Raw genomic sequence first — 18,191 nt, 5'->3', positions numbered from 1 at the left:
AGAAAAATCAAGATAGATAGCCAATTAAAATGACATAGTTGACTATAGTTCAATCGAACGTTTTAAAAACGTGACCACTTCACATGGGCCCAGCGCAATGACCACTGAACGGGAACAGTTGATCCGCTCACTGTTTGATGAGTACATCGAGCTGTATTCATCACGGGATGATCGGCTCACCACGCGGTTTAGCGACAATTTCAGCGGTTTTGCCGGCAGCAGTGATGTTCTGGTTACCGATAAAGATGAGTGGATCCGGATAACCCGCCGCGATTTTGCCCAGATCCCGGGCAGGATCCGCCTGGAAATACTCGATGTGACCCTGCAAGATCTGGCCGCTGATGTGGTGGCTGTCACCGCCTTCTTCCATATCCATCTACCGAAATCAGAACCTATCCTCTCCCGCAGAACCGCCAGACTGGTATTGATTTTTCGACACGAAGCCATGGCGTGGAAAATTGCTCACAGCAGTATCTCCATCCCTTACAGTGCGGCTCGGGAAAGCGAAATTTACCCGATGACCAGTCTGGAGGAGCGCCAACATGAGCTGGAACTCATTATCGAGCTCAGAACCAAGGAGCTGGCGGAAGCGAACCGGAAACTGGAAGCGCTCAGCAATACCGACGGGCTAACCAATATCGGCAACCGTCGTCTATTCGACAACTCATTGAACCAGGCCTGGGAACACTGTATTCAGACAGAGATGCCGATTGCGCTCATCATGCTCGACATCGATCATTTCAAGCAGTTCAACGACCTCTATGGCCACGTTGCCGGTGACGAGTGCCTTCGATTGCTGGCACATACCCTGGCGCAATCCGGGCGCCGCTCGGGGGAGTTGGTGGCCCGCTACGGCGGAGAGGAATTTGTCATCCTGTTGCCACATGTCGAGCCTCAATCCGCCTATGAAATTGCCCAACATATCCAGCGACTGATTTTTGCACTCGCGCAGCCACACGCACAGAATGCCACCGGTCTGGTGACCGTTAGCATGGGTGTCGCCTGCCTCAGACCATCGAGTCACAGGCAGTCGTCTGAACTGGTAAAACTGGCTGATGCTGCGCTCTATGCCGCCAAATCATCCGGCCGTAACTGCATCAGAGTGGCGGAGTCACCCAGCCTCCCGTAACACCTCTGCCCATAAGTCTCTCATACGCCACCATCCTCCCCGTGGGGAACCACTGCGAGCTAACCATCGACGGCAAGGCTCAACGCATCCCATCGCAACATGCCTTCCCACTGATCCAGTGTGCTTTGGTAGGTATCCGCCGCGTTGTAATGGGCCATGGCATGCAGGCGGGCATGATGGCCAAGTCGCTTGACCACGTCGGGCATGGCATTGAGGCTGGCCAGCACCCGCGCCAGATCGCCAGGATCGTTTGGCTGATATTTACGGCAATTCACGTCATCGGTGAGGTGTCGATCCCACCAGGCGCCATCGGCCGGGATCACTACGCATAATCCCGCCGCCATGGCCTCCAGAATGGAGAGACCAAAGGGTTCCTGATGACTGGTGGAGACAAAAATGCCGCATTGAGATCGGATCTCGTCAAGATTGGCGGGGTTGGCATACCAGTGCGTGTCTGGCAGCTGTGGCTGAGGCTGGCTACAGGGCTGCAGCGTGCCCTTGGGCTGCAGATAGCACACCAACAGCTCGGGGCGAGCATCAGGGATCAGTTGATGGGCGGCCAGCATGGTCTCCAGTCCCTTCCAGCGCAGCAACGAGGCCGCCCACAAAATACGAGCCCCCCCCAGGGTCGCTTTGGGCCAATCAATCTCGCTCAAGCCGTTGGTAAATGGCTGCCAGTGTGACGGGAACTCGGTCTCGCCAAGCCGGGCCAGCAATGCCGCCAGGGAGCTGCGAGTTGATTCGAGATAAAACACAAAATTCGCCCGTTGCAAGGCCCTGGCAGAGAGCCCCGAGCACCCCACAGGGCCATGGATCAGCTGAACCACCCGGCACCGCAACCAGCGGGCCGCCCAGTAACAGCAGAGATCCACCCCTGGCCCGGACGCCGCCACCAGGCACTTCACCTCCCCCAGACGCAACACCAGCCAGAGGATCAGCAGGGTCTGCCACCCCTGTTTGAGCAGATAGCCGATGCCGGACTCCCGCCCCTTCAATATGTGGGGCAGCCAAAGGGGATGATGCTGGCAACGGGGCCAGGAGTCGGGATCCTGGGTCAACACATGGCATGTGAGCCCGGGCATCCGTTTGGCCAACTCATCGAGCAGCACTTCGGTTGCAACCTTGGAGCCCCCGCGAAACGGGATGGGATCCACGACGATGATCTTTCCAAACACCGGCTCAGTTTGCATGCTCATCTTGCTGCTCCCTTACTCTGGCACCTTGCTGCGGCCAAACCCCAGTTGCACTCTTTGCGCCACTCTTGCCATCCCACTCGCCAGCATATTGCGACCTCTGGCAAGGAGTCGTTGCCCCGCCCAATGAATGAGTGGTCGGAAGGGTGTGGGGGCCGTTGCGTGCCAACGACCAGCCAGCGCGGCGTCCCAAACCGCCGTGACCCCGTCGACATAGCGCGCCACCGTGAACAACTGTGCGGCACGCAACTGAGCGGCCCGCCCCATTTCACATCGGCGTTGAGGATTACTCAATTGCCGCCAGTGATCAGCCATCTCGGCCCAATCCCCCGGGGTTGCCAGCAAGCCGGTCACCCCCTCCTCCACCACTTCGGGGATGCCGCCCACCCGATAGGCACTGACCGGGAGCCCCAACATGCCCGCCTCCGCCAACGTCAGGCCAAACACCTCCTCACGGGCGCCGGAGACCAGCAGATCCACCCCGCCCCGCAAGATAGCCCCGCTGTCCGGCCGCTCGCCCAAAAAGTGGACCCGCTCAGCCACCCCGAGCTCGACAGCCAACGCCATCAATGCTTCCCGCTCCGGGCCGCTGCCAATGATCAGCAACTGGGCCTCCTCCCCCGATGCCATCAGGGCAGCCAGCGAGCGGATCAACAGATCAATCCCCTTGCGTTTGATCAATGAGCCGACGGTTGCGATGATCATATCCCCCGGGGGCAAGCCCAGCATGCCGACGACCGGCCAGTGAGCACCGCCATTCAGGCGAGCGGCATCCACCCCGTTGGGTACCCGGATCAACCGATCGGCCGCGCAGCCATCCTGGCGCCAACCGGTCAACACCGGCTCGCTCACCCCGATCAGCACGCTTGCCTGATGGACCCGCAGGCTGAACCTGTCTCTTGGCTGGTAACGGGCATGGAGGTGGCACACCAGCGGTACCTGCAACGCCCGACAGACCCCCGCCAGCCACTGACAAGGGGCCGCGCTGTTGGCGTGCACCAGCCCAATCTGCCGCTCGGTGATGAGCTCTCTGGCTCGCCGGGAGAGGCGCCGATGGGCAGCAAGATCAAAGCGGGGCGCCTGCCATCCCAGCAGCAGGCTGAACGGCTCGACCATGGTTTCTACCCCGAGGGTGGCCACCTCTGCCGCCAGCGTCGGGCTATTGCACCAGAGCAACGGCGTAAACCGGCTGCGATCGAGGTGGGCCAGCAGATCCAGCAGGCAGCGTTCGCTGCCGCGGATCCAGTCCTCTCCGTAGTGAACCAGCAAAACAGGGGTTGCGTTCATCCTCTTGCTCCCTTTGGTGGCACTGCCGGCAACCGGGTTGCCTCCTGATGATCCTCAGCGGTGGCCTTCACCTCTGTGGCCGACTGCTGCACGTACTTGATGGCGGCGACGGCCAGCGCCAACTCCAGATAGATGGGCCAGGTAAACCCCTGGGTCAGGAAGGATCCCGAAATCACAAACCCCACCATGCTGGCCATCACCCCCTGCATCGCCGTGATCACTGCAGGAGGCATGCCAGCAAGCTGGCAACGCCAGCCACTGCGCAGGGTCACCGTCACCATGCCGATAAACAGCGCCAACCCGACAAAGCCGGTTTCAGCCAGCACCCCGAACCAGGTGGAGTGCACCGCATGATTCAGTCCATCCCAATGGGGGCTGTAGAAGAAATAGTTGTAATAGAAATTGGACAAGCCCACCCCTACCAGCGGATGGCCCAACGCCATGCCCCAGGCCGCTTGCCAGGCGTAGATCCGCCCCATGGCCGAGGCATCGACCCCGCTCTCGGCGGCGCCGCCAGATGCCCGATCGCTGATCCCGGCGGCGGCAAAGAGCACCAGCAGCGCGACCATCCCCATCGAAATCAACAGGATTTTCGACTTCACCCGCTGCCAGGCAAACAGGCCACTGACCGCACACACACCAAGCAAACCACCGCGGCTCTGGGTGGCGATAATGGCGGCGGCGGTCAGCGCAAAGCCAAGCCCCCCCAGCAAACGCCCCCCCACCCCATTGCCCTGATTGAGCAGCAAGCTCAGTGAAAAGCCGGCAGGAAAGAGCAGCACCAGCGCCAGATCGTTGGGATCCCCCAGCACAGAGCCCAGCTCGCGCCCTATGGTCACCCGGGTCCCCTCCACCAGCCCGATCCCGCTCGCCTTGTTGTAGAGGGCCACCAGCGCCACCAGACAGCCCGCTACCACGAAGGTGCGCACCGCCAGCGCAAAATCCCCCGGAGTGCGCACCAGCCAGGCGGTGGCCAGGGTCATCAGATAGATCTTGCTGTAGCTGCCGGTCCAGGTGGCGATCGCCTCACCCCGGTTACTGGCAAACAGCACACCGATGGAGACCATCACAAAGAAAGCCGTCAGCCAGCTCAGCGCTGGACTCCAGTAGGGCTTGATCCGGCCGGTCAGCAAAATGTGCCAGACCAGTGCGCCGATGGCGGCCAGCGAGAAGAGCAGCGGGATCTTGAGGGGATAGAGCTGGGGGAACACCTCATGCAGTCGAAAGAAGGAGAAGGTGACAAACCCCAGCACCATCAAGAAGGGCCAGCGCAAGGCAAACCAGATGGCGGGAATGGCAAGGCCGAGCACCGGCAGCAGCAAGGGATGGGGCAGCCGCCACCAGAGTAGAGCCAGCACCAGACAGATGACGCTTGCCCAGATGGCTGGCGTTAGACGAGCCATGATCCTGCCCACCATTGGCCGAGCCAGACCATCGCCAGCGCCCCGAGCGAACTGACCCAGAGGGTCGAGAGGCGATACGGCAGCGGCAGCAACCGCTGGCTCACCAGATAAAAGGCGAGCGCCCGCACCAGATAGACCAAAAGCAGAGTCCAGATCACCCCGGCAACCCCGAAGGGGGGGATGGCGAGCAGAAAGCCTGCGACCCCAAGGGCGCTGCAGCCCAGATTGATCACCATCTGGGCATTGCTCTTCTCGCCGCTAAAGCAGCCGACATTGAGCAAGTCCGAAACATTGCGCACCGCCATACCCAGCACCAGCAGCGGAATATAGGCGATCGCCCCGTGATAGCTCTCCGGGGTCAGCCAGCGAATGAGCAAGGGGGCGGTGAGCCCGACAATCCCCGCGGTGACAAACCCCAGTACCGACCCCATCACGCTGTAGTGGGCATTGAGCCGCAGTCCATCCGGCTCGCGCAGCAGCATGAAACGGCGGGGATACCACCAGAGGGCAAAGGGTTGCAGCAACAACCCCACTGCCAACGCCAGCTTGCCCGCCACTGCGTAGTAGGCAAGCAGCGCCTCCCCCACCACATCGGCCAGCAGCCAGCGATCCAGTCCGCTCAGGGCAAAACCTGCCAGCCCGCTCACCACCAGGGGCAATCCATAGCGCAGCAGCGGCCGATAGTGCTGCCAGTCAAAGCGGATCCCGCTATCTCGCCACTGCCAGAGGCTCAGCAGCAGCGCCAGTGCGACGCAGGTCAGAGTGCCGGAGGCCAACACCCCGCTCACACCCCAGCCGAGCCAGAGCCACCAGCCGGTCAGCACCGACTGGATCACCGCCTTGCCTGCGGTCGCCACGAAAAAGAGCTGCGCCTGATTGCGCATCCGCAGCCATGCCAGCGGCACGCCGATCACCCCTTCAAACGGCAGGGCGCAGAGCACCCAGCGCACATCCGCAAGACGGGTTTCCACCGGCAGCCAGGCTTGCACCACAGGTGCCAGCAGCCAGAGCAGCACCAGACTGGCCAGGGCGATCAGCCAGACCAGCCCAAACATGCGGGCCACCACCTGCTGGCGCTCCTGCTCATCTTTCGCCAGTCCGGCAAAGCGGTAGAGGGCATCTACCAGCCCGAAGCCGAGAATGAGGGAGCCCAAGTTGATGAGGGTCAGCAGCACCTCCAGCTGGCCGTATTCGCGAGGCAGCAGCTGATGGGTCAACACCGGCAGCATCAGCAGGGAGATCCCCTTCATCAGGAGCAAGCCGCCGGCGTAATAGAGCATGGCAATCTGGTTCACACCAAGTTTCATAGGGCCTCCCAGCCACCCGAAGCATCCTGCTCCGGGTCAGCTACCGCTAATGCAAAGCCCACGCCACTCACTCCCGCCCAGAGACGATAGCTCCTCTGCGCGGCTTAACCGGCCTGAACAGGCCCAGAATGAGACTGGCATTTGCGTTTTGCACAACGCTGGCTGCAAATTGCACCGACCGGTGCAATCTGCCCCACCTCTTAGCCCCATTTGGCCCGATCTAGCTGGGGCCGTCCTGTTGGCCCGATCCCTGCTTTCTGCTTAGCGAGCAACGGACTGCACCAGAGGGAGAGGTCGCCATGAACACCATCAACCTGCACCGGATGAAAAGCTGGGCAAAACAGGGGGAAACGCCACTGGCTCGCCGGGTATGGCGACTGGCTAAAAGTGCCCGCCACTGGTCATTCCCAGTGATCCCACCCCTGCATCGGCTGCTTTATCGGCTCTATCTGCTGGGCAGCAACGCGCTGGCGACCCTGACCCGCACCCTTTGGTGGACCCCCTTGTTTCAATCTCGCCTCACGGCCCCGGCACCGCGCCTCTATCTCTATGGCGGCATCCCCTATATCAGCGGTCCGGTCACCATCGAAATTGGTGCCGACTGCCGCCTCAGCGCCGCCATGACCATCAGCGGCCGCGCATCGAGCCAGACACCAAGGCTGGTCATTGGCCGCAATGTCGGGATTGGCTGGCAAACCACCCTGGCGGTGGGCAGCAAGATAGTGCTGGGGGATAACGTCAGAATTGCAGGGCGCGCCTTTCTGGCGGGCTACCCGGGGCACCCGGTCAACGCCCGCGATCGCGCCCGGGGCCTGCCGGACCGCGATGAACAGGTGGGGGCCATTGTGCTGGAGCAGGATGTCTGGCTTGGCACCGGGGTGATGGTGATGGCCGGCGTCACCATAGGCGCTGGCACCATTGTCGCCGCAGGCAGTGTCGTCACTCGGGATCTGCCCGCAGGTGTGCTGGCAGCGGGTGTCCCGGCCACCGTACTGCGTCCCTTGCAACCACAGGATCACAGCGACCCCGCACACGCTTCGGAGACCTTTGCATGAAACCACACTCACTGCCGCAACTGGTGGTGCTGGGCGAGGATTGGGGCCAGCACCCCTCCAGCACCCAACACCTGATCAAGCGTCTGTTGCCCGATTATCAAGTGCTCTGGGTCAACTCCATCGGCATGCGCTGCCCCCGCTTTACCCTTCATGATCTCACTCGTATCGTCCGCAAACTGGGGGCCGTGCTGCGCAGCGCGCGCCATGCTGGCGGCCAGTCGGTTGCGCCATCAGAGGTCAGCAGCCCCCAGGTACTGCCGCCGCTCGCCTTGCCGCTGCCGGGCAGTCGGCTGGCGGGCAAGATCAATGGCCACTGGCTGGCGGCGCAGATCCGGCGCCAGTTGCCCGAGCTGGATCGCCCCTTGCTCTGGATCTCCCTGCCCAGCGCCGTCGATCTGATTGGCAAGCTCGAAGAGCGGGCGGTGATCTACTACTGCGGCGATGACTTCTCGGCGCTGGCGGGGGTGGATCATCAGGCCATCGCTCACTGCGAGGCCCGACTGGTGGAAAAAGCGGATCTCATTCTGGCCGCCAGCCCCGCGCTGGCCAGCCGCTTTCCCCCCCATAAAACCCGGCTCCTCAGCCACGGGGTGGATCTCGAGCTGTTTATGCCCCCCAGAGAGCGTCCGGCGGATCTCCCCCCGGCCGCCCCATTGCCGGATTTTACGGCAGCCTGAGCGACTGGATTGATATCCCCCTGCTGGCAGAGACGGCCGCCGCCCTGCCACACTGGGATCTGGTGCTGATTGGCCCGGTCCAGACCGATATCTCCCCCCTCAAGGGGCTCCCCAATATCCATCTGCTGGGGCCCCGTCCCCACCACACGCTGGCAGCCTATGCCCAGCACTGGCAGGTGAGTCTGCTGCCCTTTGTCGACAACGCCCAGATCCGTGCCTGCAATCCATTGAAATTGCGCGAGTATCTGGCCGCAGGGCGCCCCATCGTCAGCACCGATTTTCCGGCCCTCGATGGCTATCGGGATCAGATCCAGCTCCCCCACGATGGGGAGAGCCTGGCCCAGGCCATCAACCGGGCCGCCTTTGATCAATCCAATCCGTGCTGGTTTCAGGAGAGTGGCTGGGAGGGGCTCACCCGCAGCGAAGGGCGCCACACGCGCCAACAGCAGGTGGCCCTGCAAAGCTGGGATCACAAGGCTGCCGAGCTGAACAACTGGTTGAAGGGGCTGCCCGGATGAGCAGAGGGCTCTGGCTGGTTATCCTGCTCTGCGCCAATGCAGCGATGGGCGCCACCCGGCTGGAGGGGCAGACCCCGTTGCCCCTAACCAGTAACCAGACACCCCAGCGGCTCGATCTGAGCACCCACAACTGGCCAATAGGCAGCGATGATGAACTGGTGATCGAGGGCCATAACCCCAGCGCCCGCCCGCAAACCCTGATCCTGCGTATCGACGATGAGGCCTCGGTCAACTACCGTAGCCGGGTCAATCTGGAGCGAATTGTCGCACCCGGCCCCTTCACCCAGCGCTTTGCCTTGAGTGAGTGGCGCACCAGCCAGCCCAGAGCACTGGCGTTGGACAAACTCACCAAGCTCTATCTCTTTATGGCCGATAACGCCCCCTCAATGACCATTCACCGCTGGTACTGGGAACCCGGTCTGACCCTGCCTGCGGGCACCATTGCGCTGGATCTGGGGGCGGCGGCTGCGCCCCGCTTTACCGGCTTTGAGGCCCTGAGCCCGGGGGATCCCCGGCTGATTGGCCACCCCACCGCCATCTTGCGCCCCTCCGGCGATGCCCTGGTGCGCGATGGGCTGCGCAATCTCGACGGCGTACGGTTGGAGGTCGCCAAGGGGCGCTACCAGCTCACCCTCTGGCTGGATGACCCAGGTGAATGGGAGTATCTGCCCCACCCCTTCGAGCGCAGCGTGCTGGTCAATGGCGAGCCCATCTGGGCCGAGCAGTGGCAACCGCAGGAGTGGCTAACGCAGCGCTATCTGGCGGGACAATCTCGCGAGGCGCTGCCAAATCCGGATCCCTGGCAGCTGTTCGGGGCACGACAGGGCGGCCCCGTTCATGTCACTCTGAACCACCCCGGCGGCCCGATCACTATCACATTGGTGGGTCACTCACCGGATGCCAAATACCTGGCGGGGCTGCTGCTTGCCCCCTATCCGGCCCCCACCAGCAAAGAGGCTCTCCCGAATAGTGGAAAAGATCTCGCCGTATTGGCCGACGCTACCGCAAGCGTGCTGACCAAGCAGCGCCAGCTGTTTTTGGAAAAGTGGACTCAGCCCCCCTATTCCCCAACCCCAGCCCCAGCCCCTGCTTCGCAGCAACTGAGCCTCACGCCGATTACGGATGCCGCCCCCACCCTGCAGATCGCCCCGCTATCTGCGGCCGATGCGTTGCAGCAGGCTTCACAACCTGTGCTGGCCGCCCGTGGCAGCCAGCTGTTGCTGGAGTTTGCCATCCACGCCGCCACCGACGATCCGGCCCCTTTGCTGGTGATCCAGCCCCCCGAGCAGGCAGGATCGTTGCTGGCGTTGACCCCCTATTACGGCAAGTGGCATTTGGTTCGCCCGCAGGCGAGCGGCACCCTGCTGGCTCCCTCGGATCAGGAGTTGGTCGAGGGGATCGCCGGGCTTACCCTGCTGGCAGACGTACCTCGGCGTCTGGTGCTGCAAATGACCGTCCCACGCGATGCGCCGGCGGGGCGCTATCTCGGCAATATTCAGCTGCTGAGCCAGCAGCAACTGGTGCAGCTGCCACTGACTATCGAGGTGCTGCCACTGACTCTGCCCGCGGCCAGCAAGCCGGTCGGCATCTATGTCGAAGCACCCCCTTATCTGAATTGGCTGAGCCCCAATCCCGAGGCGTTAAAAGAGCAGATCGCCGAGGCCAGTCGCTGCGATCTGGAGCGGCTCGCCAAGCTCGGGATCAGCGGCCTTTCACCCGCCCTGCCACAAGATGAGGCGGGGATGCGGGAGATCATGGGAGAGGCGGTGGGGCTCGGTTTTGTGCCCCCCCTGCTGGCCTATACCCCGCTCAAACGCTGGGGGAACGACCCTGCCAGCCAGCTTGATCAGTGGCAGGCGCGGCAACAGGCGCTGACCGCCAGCGGCTTGCCACCGCTGGCATGGAGCTTGTTTGATGAGCCCGATCTTGCCACCCTGCCCGCCATTACCAGCCTGGCGCGGGAGATGAAACGGCGGGATCCGGCGGTGATCCGTGCGGGCCACTTCAACCACCCGGGTCAGGTTGGTCTGCTGGCAGAGGTGGAGATTGCCCTGATCAACGCAGGCTTTGGCGCCGACAAGGCCGATGTGGCGCGGGTGCGCAAACACAAGGTCACCCCCTGGTTTTACAATCTGGGCACCCCGAGAGCCGCCGGGTTCTATCTGTGGCAAAGCGGCGCCGAGGGCTATTTGCAGTGGCATGGCCGCATGCCCACCGCCCTGCCCTATGACCCCACCGATGGGCGGGAGAGCGACTTTATGCTGCTCGGCCCGCAAGCCTGCGAGGCGCACCGCCTCTCCCACGATCTGTTGCTGTTGCAGCAAGCCATCGAGGATCTGCGCTGGCTCGCCTGGCTGGAGCAGGAGGCCCGCTATCAGGTGGAGGCCGCCTTGCTACTGGAACGCCTGCGCGATCAGCTGCCGACCCGCTGGCAGGTGGCAGAGCAACTGCCCTCTGCCGCCTGGATCCAGTGGCGCCGCGAGATTGAACGACTGGCCAAGGGATTGAAAACATTGCAAACTGGTGCCAACTCATCCTCCTGAAGTGACTGCGTATGGCCAACCAGACTCCACGATCCACAGCAAAAGACTGCGTCCTGCCCCGCCTGTTGCCTCTGATGCTGCCGCTGCTGATCCTCACCGGTTGCGCCCGTCAGGAGCCGGTCAATGAGACACTGCCGATCCTCAACCAGTTGCGGGAACAACAAATGGCCGAACAGCCCCAGCTGCAACTGCAGTACCAGCAAGCGGAGACACAACTGCCAGCGGATCAGGAGCAGCAGTTGCATCAGTTTTTGGGACGCAAGGATCCGGCCCGGATTGCGCTGGTAAGCGGCCCCGGGCTGCAAACCGACATGCTGGAGAGTGCGCGAATGGCAAGCGTGCGACTAACTGCCCTGACACGCTTGCTGGGAGCTCGCGCCATTGAGCTGGAGCCCCGCTATGACCCCATGCTGGCCCCCAATACCTTGCTGATCCGCATTCTGCCAAACGGTGAATCGGGGTCGGTCACCCCAGCGGCGGCGCAATAAGGTCAATGCAAGAAGTCGGCAAGGCCACCCGATAGAGGGGATAAGGGGTCAGCCCCCACAACTTGCGCCAACCCTGGGTCAGACGGTACGAGAGCAGCGGCGGGCTCTGGTGCAGCTCGCCTAAAAACATCACCCCCTGACTCATCCCTTCACCCGCCAGCGTCACTGACATCGCCTCGCTATCCGGCGCCACCAGCATGGCCTGCAGCAGACCGTCACAGCGGGGATGGGCCAGCTGATAGCTGACATAGGTGCCGCCCAATACCGGCGTGGCCACCCGCAAGCGCCATCCCAACTGGACCAGCTCCAGCAACATGGGCTTTGCCCCCTCGTTAACTGCCCGGTTCTGATAACGCCAGCCCATGGCGGCAGCACTGAGCAGCGCCACCAGCAACAGCAACAGATATCCCCTAGATAGATGCATCACGGCGTCCCCGGATAAAGAGGATGGTCATCACCAACAACATGATGGCCCACTGGTAGAGCTGGGCCAGCGAGCCGGTATGCAGCCAGCCATACCAGCGCAGATCCAGACTCATCAGCACCAGCCGCAGCTGATTGGCCCCGATATAGAGCAGGCAAACCAGCAGCAACATGGGCCACTGCCGGTAGAGGGGGCGCTCCGGCGCCAGCCAGCAGCAGGAGACCAGCCAAGAGAGCACCACCAGATAGAGTTGAGAAAACGAGGAGCACCCCTTGAGCACGATCAGCGCATGGCCCCCCAACCGCTCGATGCGATTGCCATCAAGGCGAGTCTCCCAGCCCAGCAGTTGCAACCACTGGCCCACCCCCCAGGCATCGAGCGCCAGCACAGGGCCGGAGAGCAACGCAAACACCTGCTGCCCCCACAACACCGCCACGGTAAAGGCGAGCACAATCTGCAACACCGCCCGCTCATCGCCACTCTGATGACGGCGCCATAGCGAGGCCACCAGCAACAGACAGGCCAGCGCCTTGCAACTGGCGCTGGGGATCAGGATCAGCAGGATAAAGAGGGCGAGCACCAGCGGATGCGGGCGCCAGCTCGGTGCAACCCGCGATGCAATTTGCCACCAGATAGCAATCAGCAACACCACCAGCAGGTTGAAGTGGCCCATATTGAGCCACACCATACCCCACTGATTGGCCAAACCAAGTAGCAGCCAGTTGGGTGCCCACTGCCAGGGACGGATCGCCATCGCAACTCCTGCCGGTTATCAGCGCTTTTGACCTCTGTCGCAAGTTCTCGCAAGTTCCATGCCTGCCCGGCCTCACCCGGATCAAGCCAAGTCAGAGGATGCAAAAAAGCTGGCACGCTTTATTCATTCCCCCTGCTGGCACTAGCGCCAGGGAGAAGGAGTGAGCAATGAAACTCAAACCGTTGGCAGGGCTGCTGGGGATGTTGTTGGTAACCTCCCCCGCATACGCCTTGACCGAAGTCGATACCGAACTGCAACTGCTGATGGATGTGTCGGGCAGTGTCAGTTCATCGGAATTCAATCTGCAATTACAGGGGTATGTGGACGCCTTTTACAGTCAGGATGTACAGAGCGCCATCCTCGATACCAGCGGCGGCAAACTCGGGTCCATCGCGGTACAGATGATCATGTGGAGCAGCAGCAACCAGCAAAGTCTGATGACCGACTGGTTCCACCTCTACGACATGACCTCCATCAACAACTTCGCCGCCACCCTGGATGCCCTGGTACGCCCCTATGCGGGGATGACGGCCCCCGGTTCAGCCATGGCCTTTGGTGCCCAGCAGTTTGATACCAACAACTACACCGCCGCCCGCCAGGTGATGGATGTGTCAGGTGACGGTATCCAGAACAACGGGCTGGATACCTCTACCGTGCGGGATCAACTGCTCGCCTCCGGCATCGATACCATCAACGGCATCACCATAGGTCAGGACTATGCCGATGGGGTGCTGCAAGAGTGGTATGTGGAGAACGTGGCGGGCGGTCAGGATGCGTTTGTGATCAATGCCACCACCTTTGCCGACTTTGGCAATGCGCTGGAGCTCAAACTGGCGGCCGAGATTGAGGGAGGCATTATTCCGGAAGGGGCACTAGCCGCCCCCATCGAGGAGATCCCGCTGGCCGCCCAGCTGCTGCTCGGTATGCCGCTACTGCTGGCCTGGCGCTATCAACGCCGAACTCAAAGCCGTCCGCAGCAAGCCAACTGGCAACAAACGCCAGCTATCGGCTAGTTAATCACCCCGTGTGTCGCGATTAGGGAGCTATGGCTCCCTGATTTTGGCGAAGTCATGGCAAGATGGACCATAAGGTCTGAAAACACTACTCGTTGACAAATATTTTCTCTTGAGGTGCTTGTTATCTTTAGGATAACACTCTCAAATTTTGCTTTGTATTGCTAACGTAATTAAAGCCGATGACACACCCACAATAATACTAATAAATGCAGTAAACACTCGCTCATTTCGCTTCGATCTCAACTCATCAAAATAAAGCTGAGTTTTAGCTGTCATAGTAAATATCTTATCTGTATATCCTTTCTTACCATTTTGGTTATGGAAATTATTAACCTTTTTTTCACCAGATGCTTTTGCATAAAGTATTGATGCAAGTAATCGTTCTTCATATGGCTCGCCTGATGAGCAGCGAATCTCACAAGCCACATATCCACTAACAATAAGGCTAGCTAAGGGAAAATAATCGCGATAATCACCATGTTTAGATTCTATAAAAGAGCTAAGATCTTCAAGACTAGCTTCACGGTTAGTTATTACACTTCTAAGTAACTTATGACCACTTGATTTCAAAGACCCCCCTTAAACTAAAAATATAACATCACCTTAAGTACGGCAGAGACGTAATATAAAAATAACTACATTACGCTTTAGTCACTAAAAAACTGTAAACTGAACACGCCATGTACATTGAGTTTTTTGAATACCTTCTCATGAAGATTATTTCCATTGTTCTTCATGCCTTAAATTTACAGAGTAGATTTCCTTAAAGCTGTCAATAGCATCAATATAAGGCCATGCATCAAAAACCATAGCAATAGAATCTATAGCCGATTGATAAGCCCACAAGGCAAAGGCCTTAGTATTAACGACTCGCTCCCAATCGAAAGGGTCATCGGAAACTTTGAAGCCATTCGAACGTAATTTATTTACTAATTTCTTTTCCTTTGGCTGTAATGAGATACCATTTAGAGAAATATTTATTGTTGATGCTTTAGGGTGAGTTAATTCATTTCCAACATCTATGACAATTTGTAATCTTTGGATTGGCTTGGTAGCTTTAACATTGAAACCACTACCTTTAAGTGCACGATAAGTAATATCAAATTTACATAGTATTGGCTTTCGCTCAGCCTTTTCAAGGTCAACAGCCATTCGTACAAGAGGATTTTTTAATCCATGTTTATGGGCTTTGTACCCATTACCAATTTGAACAATTTCGTTTAAAAAAGCCTCAACAGCCGAGATTGATGTTGATATAGCTGATAGACCATCTCTGTTATAATCATCTATTCTAGAAATTAAACGCCGCGTATCATTAAGTAATGCAGGCGCTTTAATCATATATGCATGTGCAGATTGATTCATTTTTCTCCTTTTCCTAACAGGAATTATATGAAAAGAGTTATTAACATGTTGGCAGTTTTTCCATCTCATACTGCCCTTCCACACATCATTAATAACAAAAAGTTTAAATAATAACCATATTGTGATTTTCGCGTATGAGGCCAATAATACCAAACTGGTTTCAGTTGTATCACTCGGTAAAACCACAGTCAAGAAAGGGAAATAGAAAATGCTGCCGTTATCCTCTTTTATCGGCCTGCCGCGATGTTTACTCCGCCATCTGCACGATATAAAAAAGGCCTTATCACAAGGCCTTTTCAGATATATTCAGGTTCCGGCTGTCAGCCAGTTTTGCGGCAATCAACCCGGTTCTGGTGACAAGGGCAGCACCAGCCCATCCAGCGCCTGATCACTGCGGGATGGATAGTCTGGCACCGGCTCGCAGTAGGGAATGCGGCTTAGCACCGGCGCCTTGACCAGGGCGGCCAGTTGATCGGAGCGGCGCAGGCTGGCATCCGCCAATTCGGCCACCAGCGCCAGACCGCAGCCCAGCCCCAACCCGCCAACAATGCCCGCCAGCAGAAACAGCCAGAGCGGGTAGTTGCTCGGCTTGCTGGGGGCAAAGGGCTTGTCGATCACCTTGATCCGCTCCCCCTGCTCGAAGTTGCCCAGATCACCGGTCACCTTGGCCTTCTCATAGCGCAGCAGCAAATCCTGATAGAGGGTGCGTTTGACCGCCAGATCCCGCTCCAGCTCGGCGAGCTGGCGCTCGGTATCTCCCTGGGAGTCGACCACCTTGTCCAGCCCATCGAGCTGGCTCTTCAGGCCGGCGGCGTTTTGCTCTGCCTCCGTCAGCTGCGTTTGGGCCAACTGCCACTCGGGCCCGCGGGCCATATCCGGCTGGGATTTGAGCTGCTCGAACTCCTGCTGCAACTGGTCAATCTGATAGCGCAGACTCTGCACCTTGCTGTGCTCGTCGCTGTAGCGGGCCCGCAGCAACACCAGCTCGGTGCGCATCAGCTGCAGCTTCTCATCCAGTTGGCGGGCCAGCTGGCTCTCTTGCCCCAGCGAGAGCTGATCGACCCGGGCCTTGGCCTGCTGCAAGGTGATCAGGCTCTCGGCATAACGCTCCTGCAAACCATAGAGACGGGCGACGTTGGTACTCTGCTGCTGAGGCAAGGCGCTGGCATGCTCCCGTTTAAAATCGGCGAGCAGCTGCTCGGCCTCTTGCAGTTCGCTGCGCCGGCTGTCGAGCTGGCTTTGCAGGAAACGTTCGGACGACTCCGCCGACTGGCGCCCCTTGCTGAGCAGGTTGAAGAAAAAGCGCCGCGAAATGGCTTCGAGCAAACCGGCGCTGTTGGCCGCCGAATCCGCCTTGACCTTTATCTCGATCACCTCATCGCCGATCAGCCGCAGCGAGACGGCACTCGAGAGCCAGTCCATGATGGCATCGCGCTGAGCTGGGGGGGTCTCGTCATTGACCAGACCGCGATCCCGCGCTACCCCATCCAGCACATAACGGCTGCGCAGCAGGGCTTCGAGCACCGCAAAGCGATCCTTGAGACTCTCCTGAGTGATCAGATCCTTGAGGGTCGGGGTCTGGTTGGCATCTTGCGGCACCATAAAGGTGGTGCGGCTCTCATACTCCTTGGGGGTGAGCAGACCGACCGTCACGCCCACCAGCGGCATCACCAGTACCGGGATCACCAGCAGATAGCGACGGCGCCAGGCGGCAAAGAGAATGATGTAGAGGTTGTAATAGAACTGGACTGGCATGGCATCACTCCCTGAGAAAAGCCCTCCCCCGCACGATGCAAAGGCAGTGCCACCAGAGGAGCTGATCCCCTCTGTGGGCAGATCGCAAGAGTGGTACAAGATTCGCATTCTCCCGCTATCCGGGGTATTACCCCTTCCCTTGCCGGAGCGCGAACCATGTTGTCATCAACCCCGTCGCACAGACCCCATCCCCGCAGAAGCTCCATCGTTCAAATAGTGCAGCACCTGCAGCCCGGCGGGCTGGAGACCATGGTGCTCAACCTCACTCAGGCGAGCCCCGCCGAGCAGCCGGTGCATATCATCTCCCTCGAAGGGCGCAAAGGGGATGTGGTAAGGGCATGGCCTGCCCTGCATCCCTTCGCGGACCACATTCACTGTCTGGAAAAGCCCGCAGGCTGGTCGCTGGTAACCCTCTGGCGGCTCACCCGACTGCTGCGCCAACTCAAGCCCGTCGCGGCACATACCCACCATCTGGGGCCCATGCTCTATGGCGGCCTCGCCAGTCGGCTGGCCCGGGTGCCCACACTGGTACACACAGAGCACGATGCCTGGTATCTCGATGATCCCCATCAGCGCACGCTGGCCCTGTGGGGGCTGCGCGCCTTCAAACCCATTCTGGTGGCCGATGCCACGCCGGTGGCCAACCAGCTACTGGCCAAGCTGGGCCAGCTGTCGCCAACCGTGATCCCCAACGGCATCGATGAGCGGCGCTTTGCCCCAGGCGCCGCCGCCCTCGCCCGTCAGGAGATGGGATTGCCGCAAGGGGTCAAGTTGATTGGCTGCGCCGCCCGCCTTGAGTCGGTCAAGGGCCACACCTTGCTGCTGGAGGCGATCCGCGCCCTGCCGCAGGAGGTGCATCTTGCGTTGGCAGGGGTCGGCAGTTTGCAAAATGCGTTGCAACAACAGTGTCAGCAACTGGGGATCGCCCATCGGGTCCATTTTCTGGGGCTGGTCGAAAACATGCCGCGCTTCTATCAGGGGCTGGATCTCTTCTGCCTCCCCTCGCTGGCGGAGGGGATGCCGCTCTGCGTGCTGGAAGCGCAGGCCTGCGGGGTGCCGGTGGTGATGAGCGACGTGGGGGCGGCCAGAGAGATCGTCTGTCAGGCCAGCGGCCATATTCTGTCGGAGCGGGATCCCGGCCGCCTTGCCCAGCTTCTGGCACAAGGGTTGCTGCACTGCCATAGCCTGCGTGCCGTCACCCGAGAGTTTGTGTGCCAGCAAAGCAGCTTGAGCCGGATGGCTCAGGCCTATCAGCAGCTTTACAGCCGCTGATCAAG

General features: G+C 60.0%; 17 protein-coding genes. 8 read left to right on the top strand and 9 right to left on the bottom strand.

The window, feature by feature from the left end; translation table 11 throughout:
• Positions 1–97: 97 nt before the first annotated feature.
• Positions 98–1,129: a diguanylate cyclase domain-containing protein gene (locus ACTG27_RS04910; RefSeq protein WP_439979197.1), complete on the top strand. Its 1,032-nt coding sequence runs from the start codon at positions 98–100 to the stop codon at positions 1,127–1,129.
• Positions 1,130–1,188: 59 nt separating this feature from the next.
• Here the strand turns inward: ACTG27_RS04910 and ACTG27_RS04905 are convergent, their stop codons facing one another.
• The 4 genes from ACTG27_RS04905 to ACTG27_RS04890 are packed head-to-tail and all read right to left on the bottom strand — an operon-like array spanning position 1,189 to position 6,319.
• Positions 1,189–2,325: a glycosyltransferase family 4 protein gene (locus ACTG27_RS04905; RefSeq protein ID WP_439979196.1), complete on the bottom strand. Its 1,137-nt coding sequence runs from the start codon at positions 2,323–2,325 to the stop codon at positions 1,189–1,191.
• Between the two features lie 12 nt (positions 2,326–2,337).
• Entirely contained in the window at positions 2,338–3,609 is a 1,272-nt protein-coding gene (locus ACTG27_RS04900) for a glycosyltransferase family 4 protein (protein ID WP_439979195.1), read from the bottom strand.
• Positions 3,606–5,012 carry an O-antigen ligase family protein gene (locus ACTG27_RS04895; protein WP_439979193.1) on the bottom strand — a complete coding sequence of 469 codons (1,407 nt, stop codon included), beginning with the start codon at positions 5,010–5,012 and terminating at the stop codon, positions 3,606–3,608. Before ACTG27_RS04895 ends, ACTG27_RS04900 begins: the two co-directional genes overlap by 4 nt.
• Positions 5,000–6,319: a lipopolysaccharide biosynthesis protein gene (locus tag ACTG27_RS04890; RefSeq protein ID WP_439979192.1), complete on the bottom strand. Its 1,320-nt coding sequence runs from the start codon at positions 6,317–6,319 to the stop codon at positions 5,000–5,002. The genes ACTG27_RS04895 and ACTG27_RS04890 overlap by 13 nt, the downstream gene beginning before the upstream one ends.
• A 299-nt stretch (positions 6,320–6,618) precedes the next feature.
• Here ACTG27_RS04890 and ACTG27_RS04885 point away from each other — a divergent pair, with 299 nt between their 5' ends.
• The 5 genes from ACTG27_RS04885 to ACTG27_RS04865 are packed head-to-tail and all read left to right on the top strand — an operon-like array spanning position 6,619 to position 11,600.
• A complete protein-coding gene (locus tag ACTG27_RS04885) occupies positions 6,619–7,374 on the top strand; it encodes an acyltransferase (RefSeq protein ID WP_201997830.1) in 756 nt (251 codons plus the stop codon).
• A complete protein-coding gene (locus tag ACTG27_RS04880) occupies positions 7,371–8,051 on the top strand; it encodes a hypothetical protein (RefSeq protein ID WP_439979191.1) in 681 nt (226 codons plus the stop codon). The genes ACTG27_RS04885 and ACTG27_RS04880 overlap by 4 nt, the downstream gene beginning before the upstream one ends.
• Complete coding sequence (locus ACTG27_RS04875) at positions 8,027–8,569, top strand: glycosyltransferase (protein WP_439980494.1); 543 nt, start codon at positions 8,027–8,029, stop codon at positions 8,567–8,569. The genes ACTG27_RS04880 and ACTG27_RS04875 overlap by 25 nt, the downstream gene beginning before the upstream one ends.
• Positions 8,566–11,112 carry a hypothetical protein gene (locus tag ACTG27_RS04870; protein WP_439979190.1) on the top strand — a complete coding sequence of 849 codons (2,547 nt, stop codon included), beginning with the start codon at positions 8,566–8,568 and terminating at the stop codon, positions 11,110–11,112. Before ACTG27_RS04875 ends, ACTG27_RS04870 begins: the two co-directional genes overlap by 4 nt.
• A gap of 11 nt (positions 11,113–11,123) precedes the next feature.
• Entirely contained in the window at positions 11,124–11,600 is a 477-nt protein-coding gene (locus ACTG27_RS04865; protein WP_279487050.1) for a hypothetical protein, read from the top strand.
• Here ACTG27_RS04865 and ACTG27_RS04860 read toward each other — a convergent pair.
• On the bottom strand, positions 11,578–12,024 hold the full coding sequence (locus ACTG27_RS04860; protein WP_439979189.1) for a hypothetical protein: 447 nt from the start codon (positions 12,022–12,024) through the stop codon (positions 11,578–11,580). The genes ACTG27_RS04865 and ACTG27_RS04860 overlap by 23 nt on opposite strands.
• The gene (locus ACTG27_RS04855) at positions 12,011–12,778 is read right to left on the bottom strand and encodes a hypothetical protein (protein ID WP_439979188.1); all 768 of its coding nucleotides are present in this window, start codon (positions 12,776–12,778) and stop codon (positions 12,011–12,013) included. The genes ACTG27_RS04860 and ACTG27_RS04855 overlap by 14 nt, the downstream gene beginning before the upstream one ends.
• Before the next feature lie 167 nt (positions 12,779–12,945).
• Here ACTG27_RS04855 and ACTG27_RS04850 point away from each other — a divergent pair, with 167 nt between their 5' ends.
• Positions 12,946–13,791 carry a DUF1194 domain-containing protein gene (locus ACTG27_RS04850; protein WP_439979187.1) on the top strand — a complete coding sequence of 282 codons (846 nt, stop codon included), beginning with the start codon at positions 12,946–12,948 and terminating at the stop codon, positions 13,789–13,791.
• 144 nt (positions 13,792–13,935) lie between these two features.
• On the opposite strand, the gene ACTG27_RS04845 is transcribed toward ACTG27_RS04850, so the two are convergent.
• The 3 genes from ACTG27_RS04845 to ACTG27_RS04835 all read right to left on the bottom strand — a co-directional run bounded on the left by ACTG27_RS04845 (position 13,936) and on the right by ACTG27_RS04835 (position 16,914).
• Positions 13,936–14,364 (bottom strand): hypothetical protein, encoded by a 429-nt coding sequence (locus ACTG27_RS04845; protein ID WP_149153025.1) that lies wholly within the window; start codon positions 14,362–14,364, stop codon positions 13,936–13,938.
• A 147-nt stretch (positions 14,365–14,511) separates the two neighbouring features.
• The gene (locus ACTG27_RS04840; protein WP_439979186.1) at positions 14,512–15,159 is read right to left on the bottom strand and encodes a hypothetical protein; all 648 of its coding nucleotides are present in this window, start codon (positions 15,157–15,159) and stop codon (positions 14,512–14,514) included.
• A 339-nt stretch (positions 15,160–15,498) separates the two neighbouring features.
• Complete coding sequence (locus ACTG27_RS04835) at positions 15,499–16,914, bottom strand: GumC family protein (RefSeq protein ID WP_439979185.1); 1,416 nt, start codon at positions 16,912–16,914, stop codon at positions 15,499–15,501.
• A gap of 156 nt (positions 16,915–17,070) precedes the next feature.
• On the opposite strand from ACTG27_RS04835, the gene ACTG27_RS04830 reads away from it, so the two are divergent.
• Complete coding sequence (locus tag ACTG27_RS04830) at positions 17,071–18,186, top strand: glycosyltransferase (protein WP_439979184.1); 1,116 nt, start codon at positions 17,071–17,073, stop codon at positions 18,184–18,186.
• Positions 18,187–18,191: the final 5 nt, after the last annotated feature.

Origin of the sequence: Aeromonas sp. 97A, assembly GCF_051919185.1 — a bacterium.
Classification (GTDB): domain Bacteria; phylum Pseudomonadota; class Gammaproteobacteria; order Enterobacterales; family Aeromonadaceae; genus Aeromonas; species Aeromonas veronii.
This window is presented reverse-complemented; position numbering and strand designations above follow the sequence as displayed.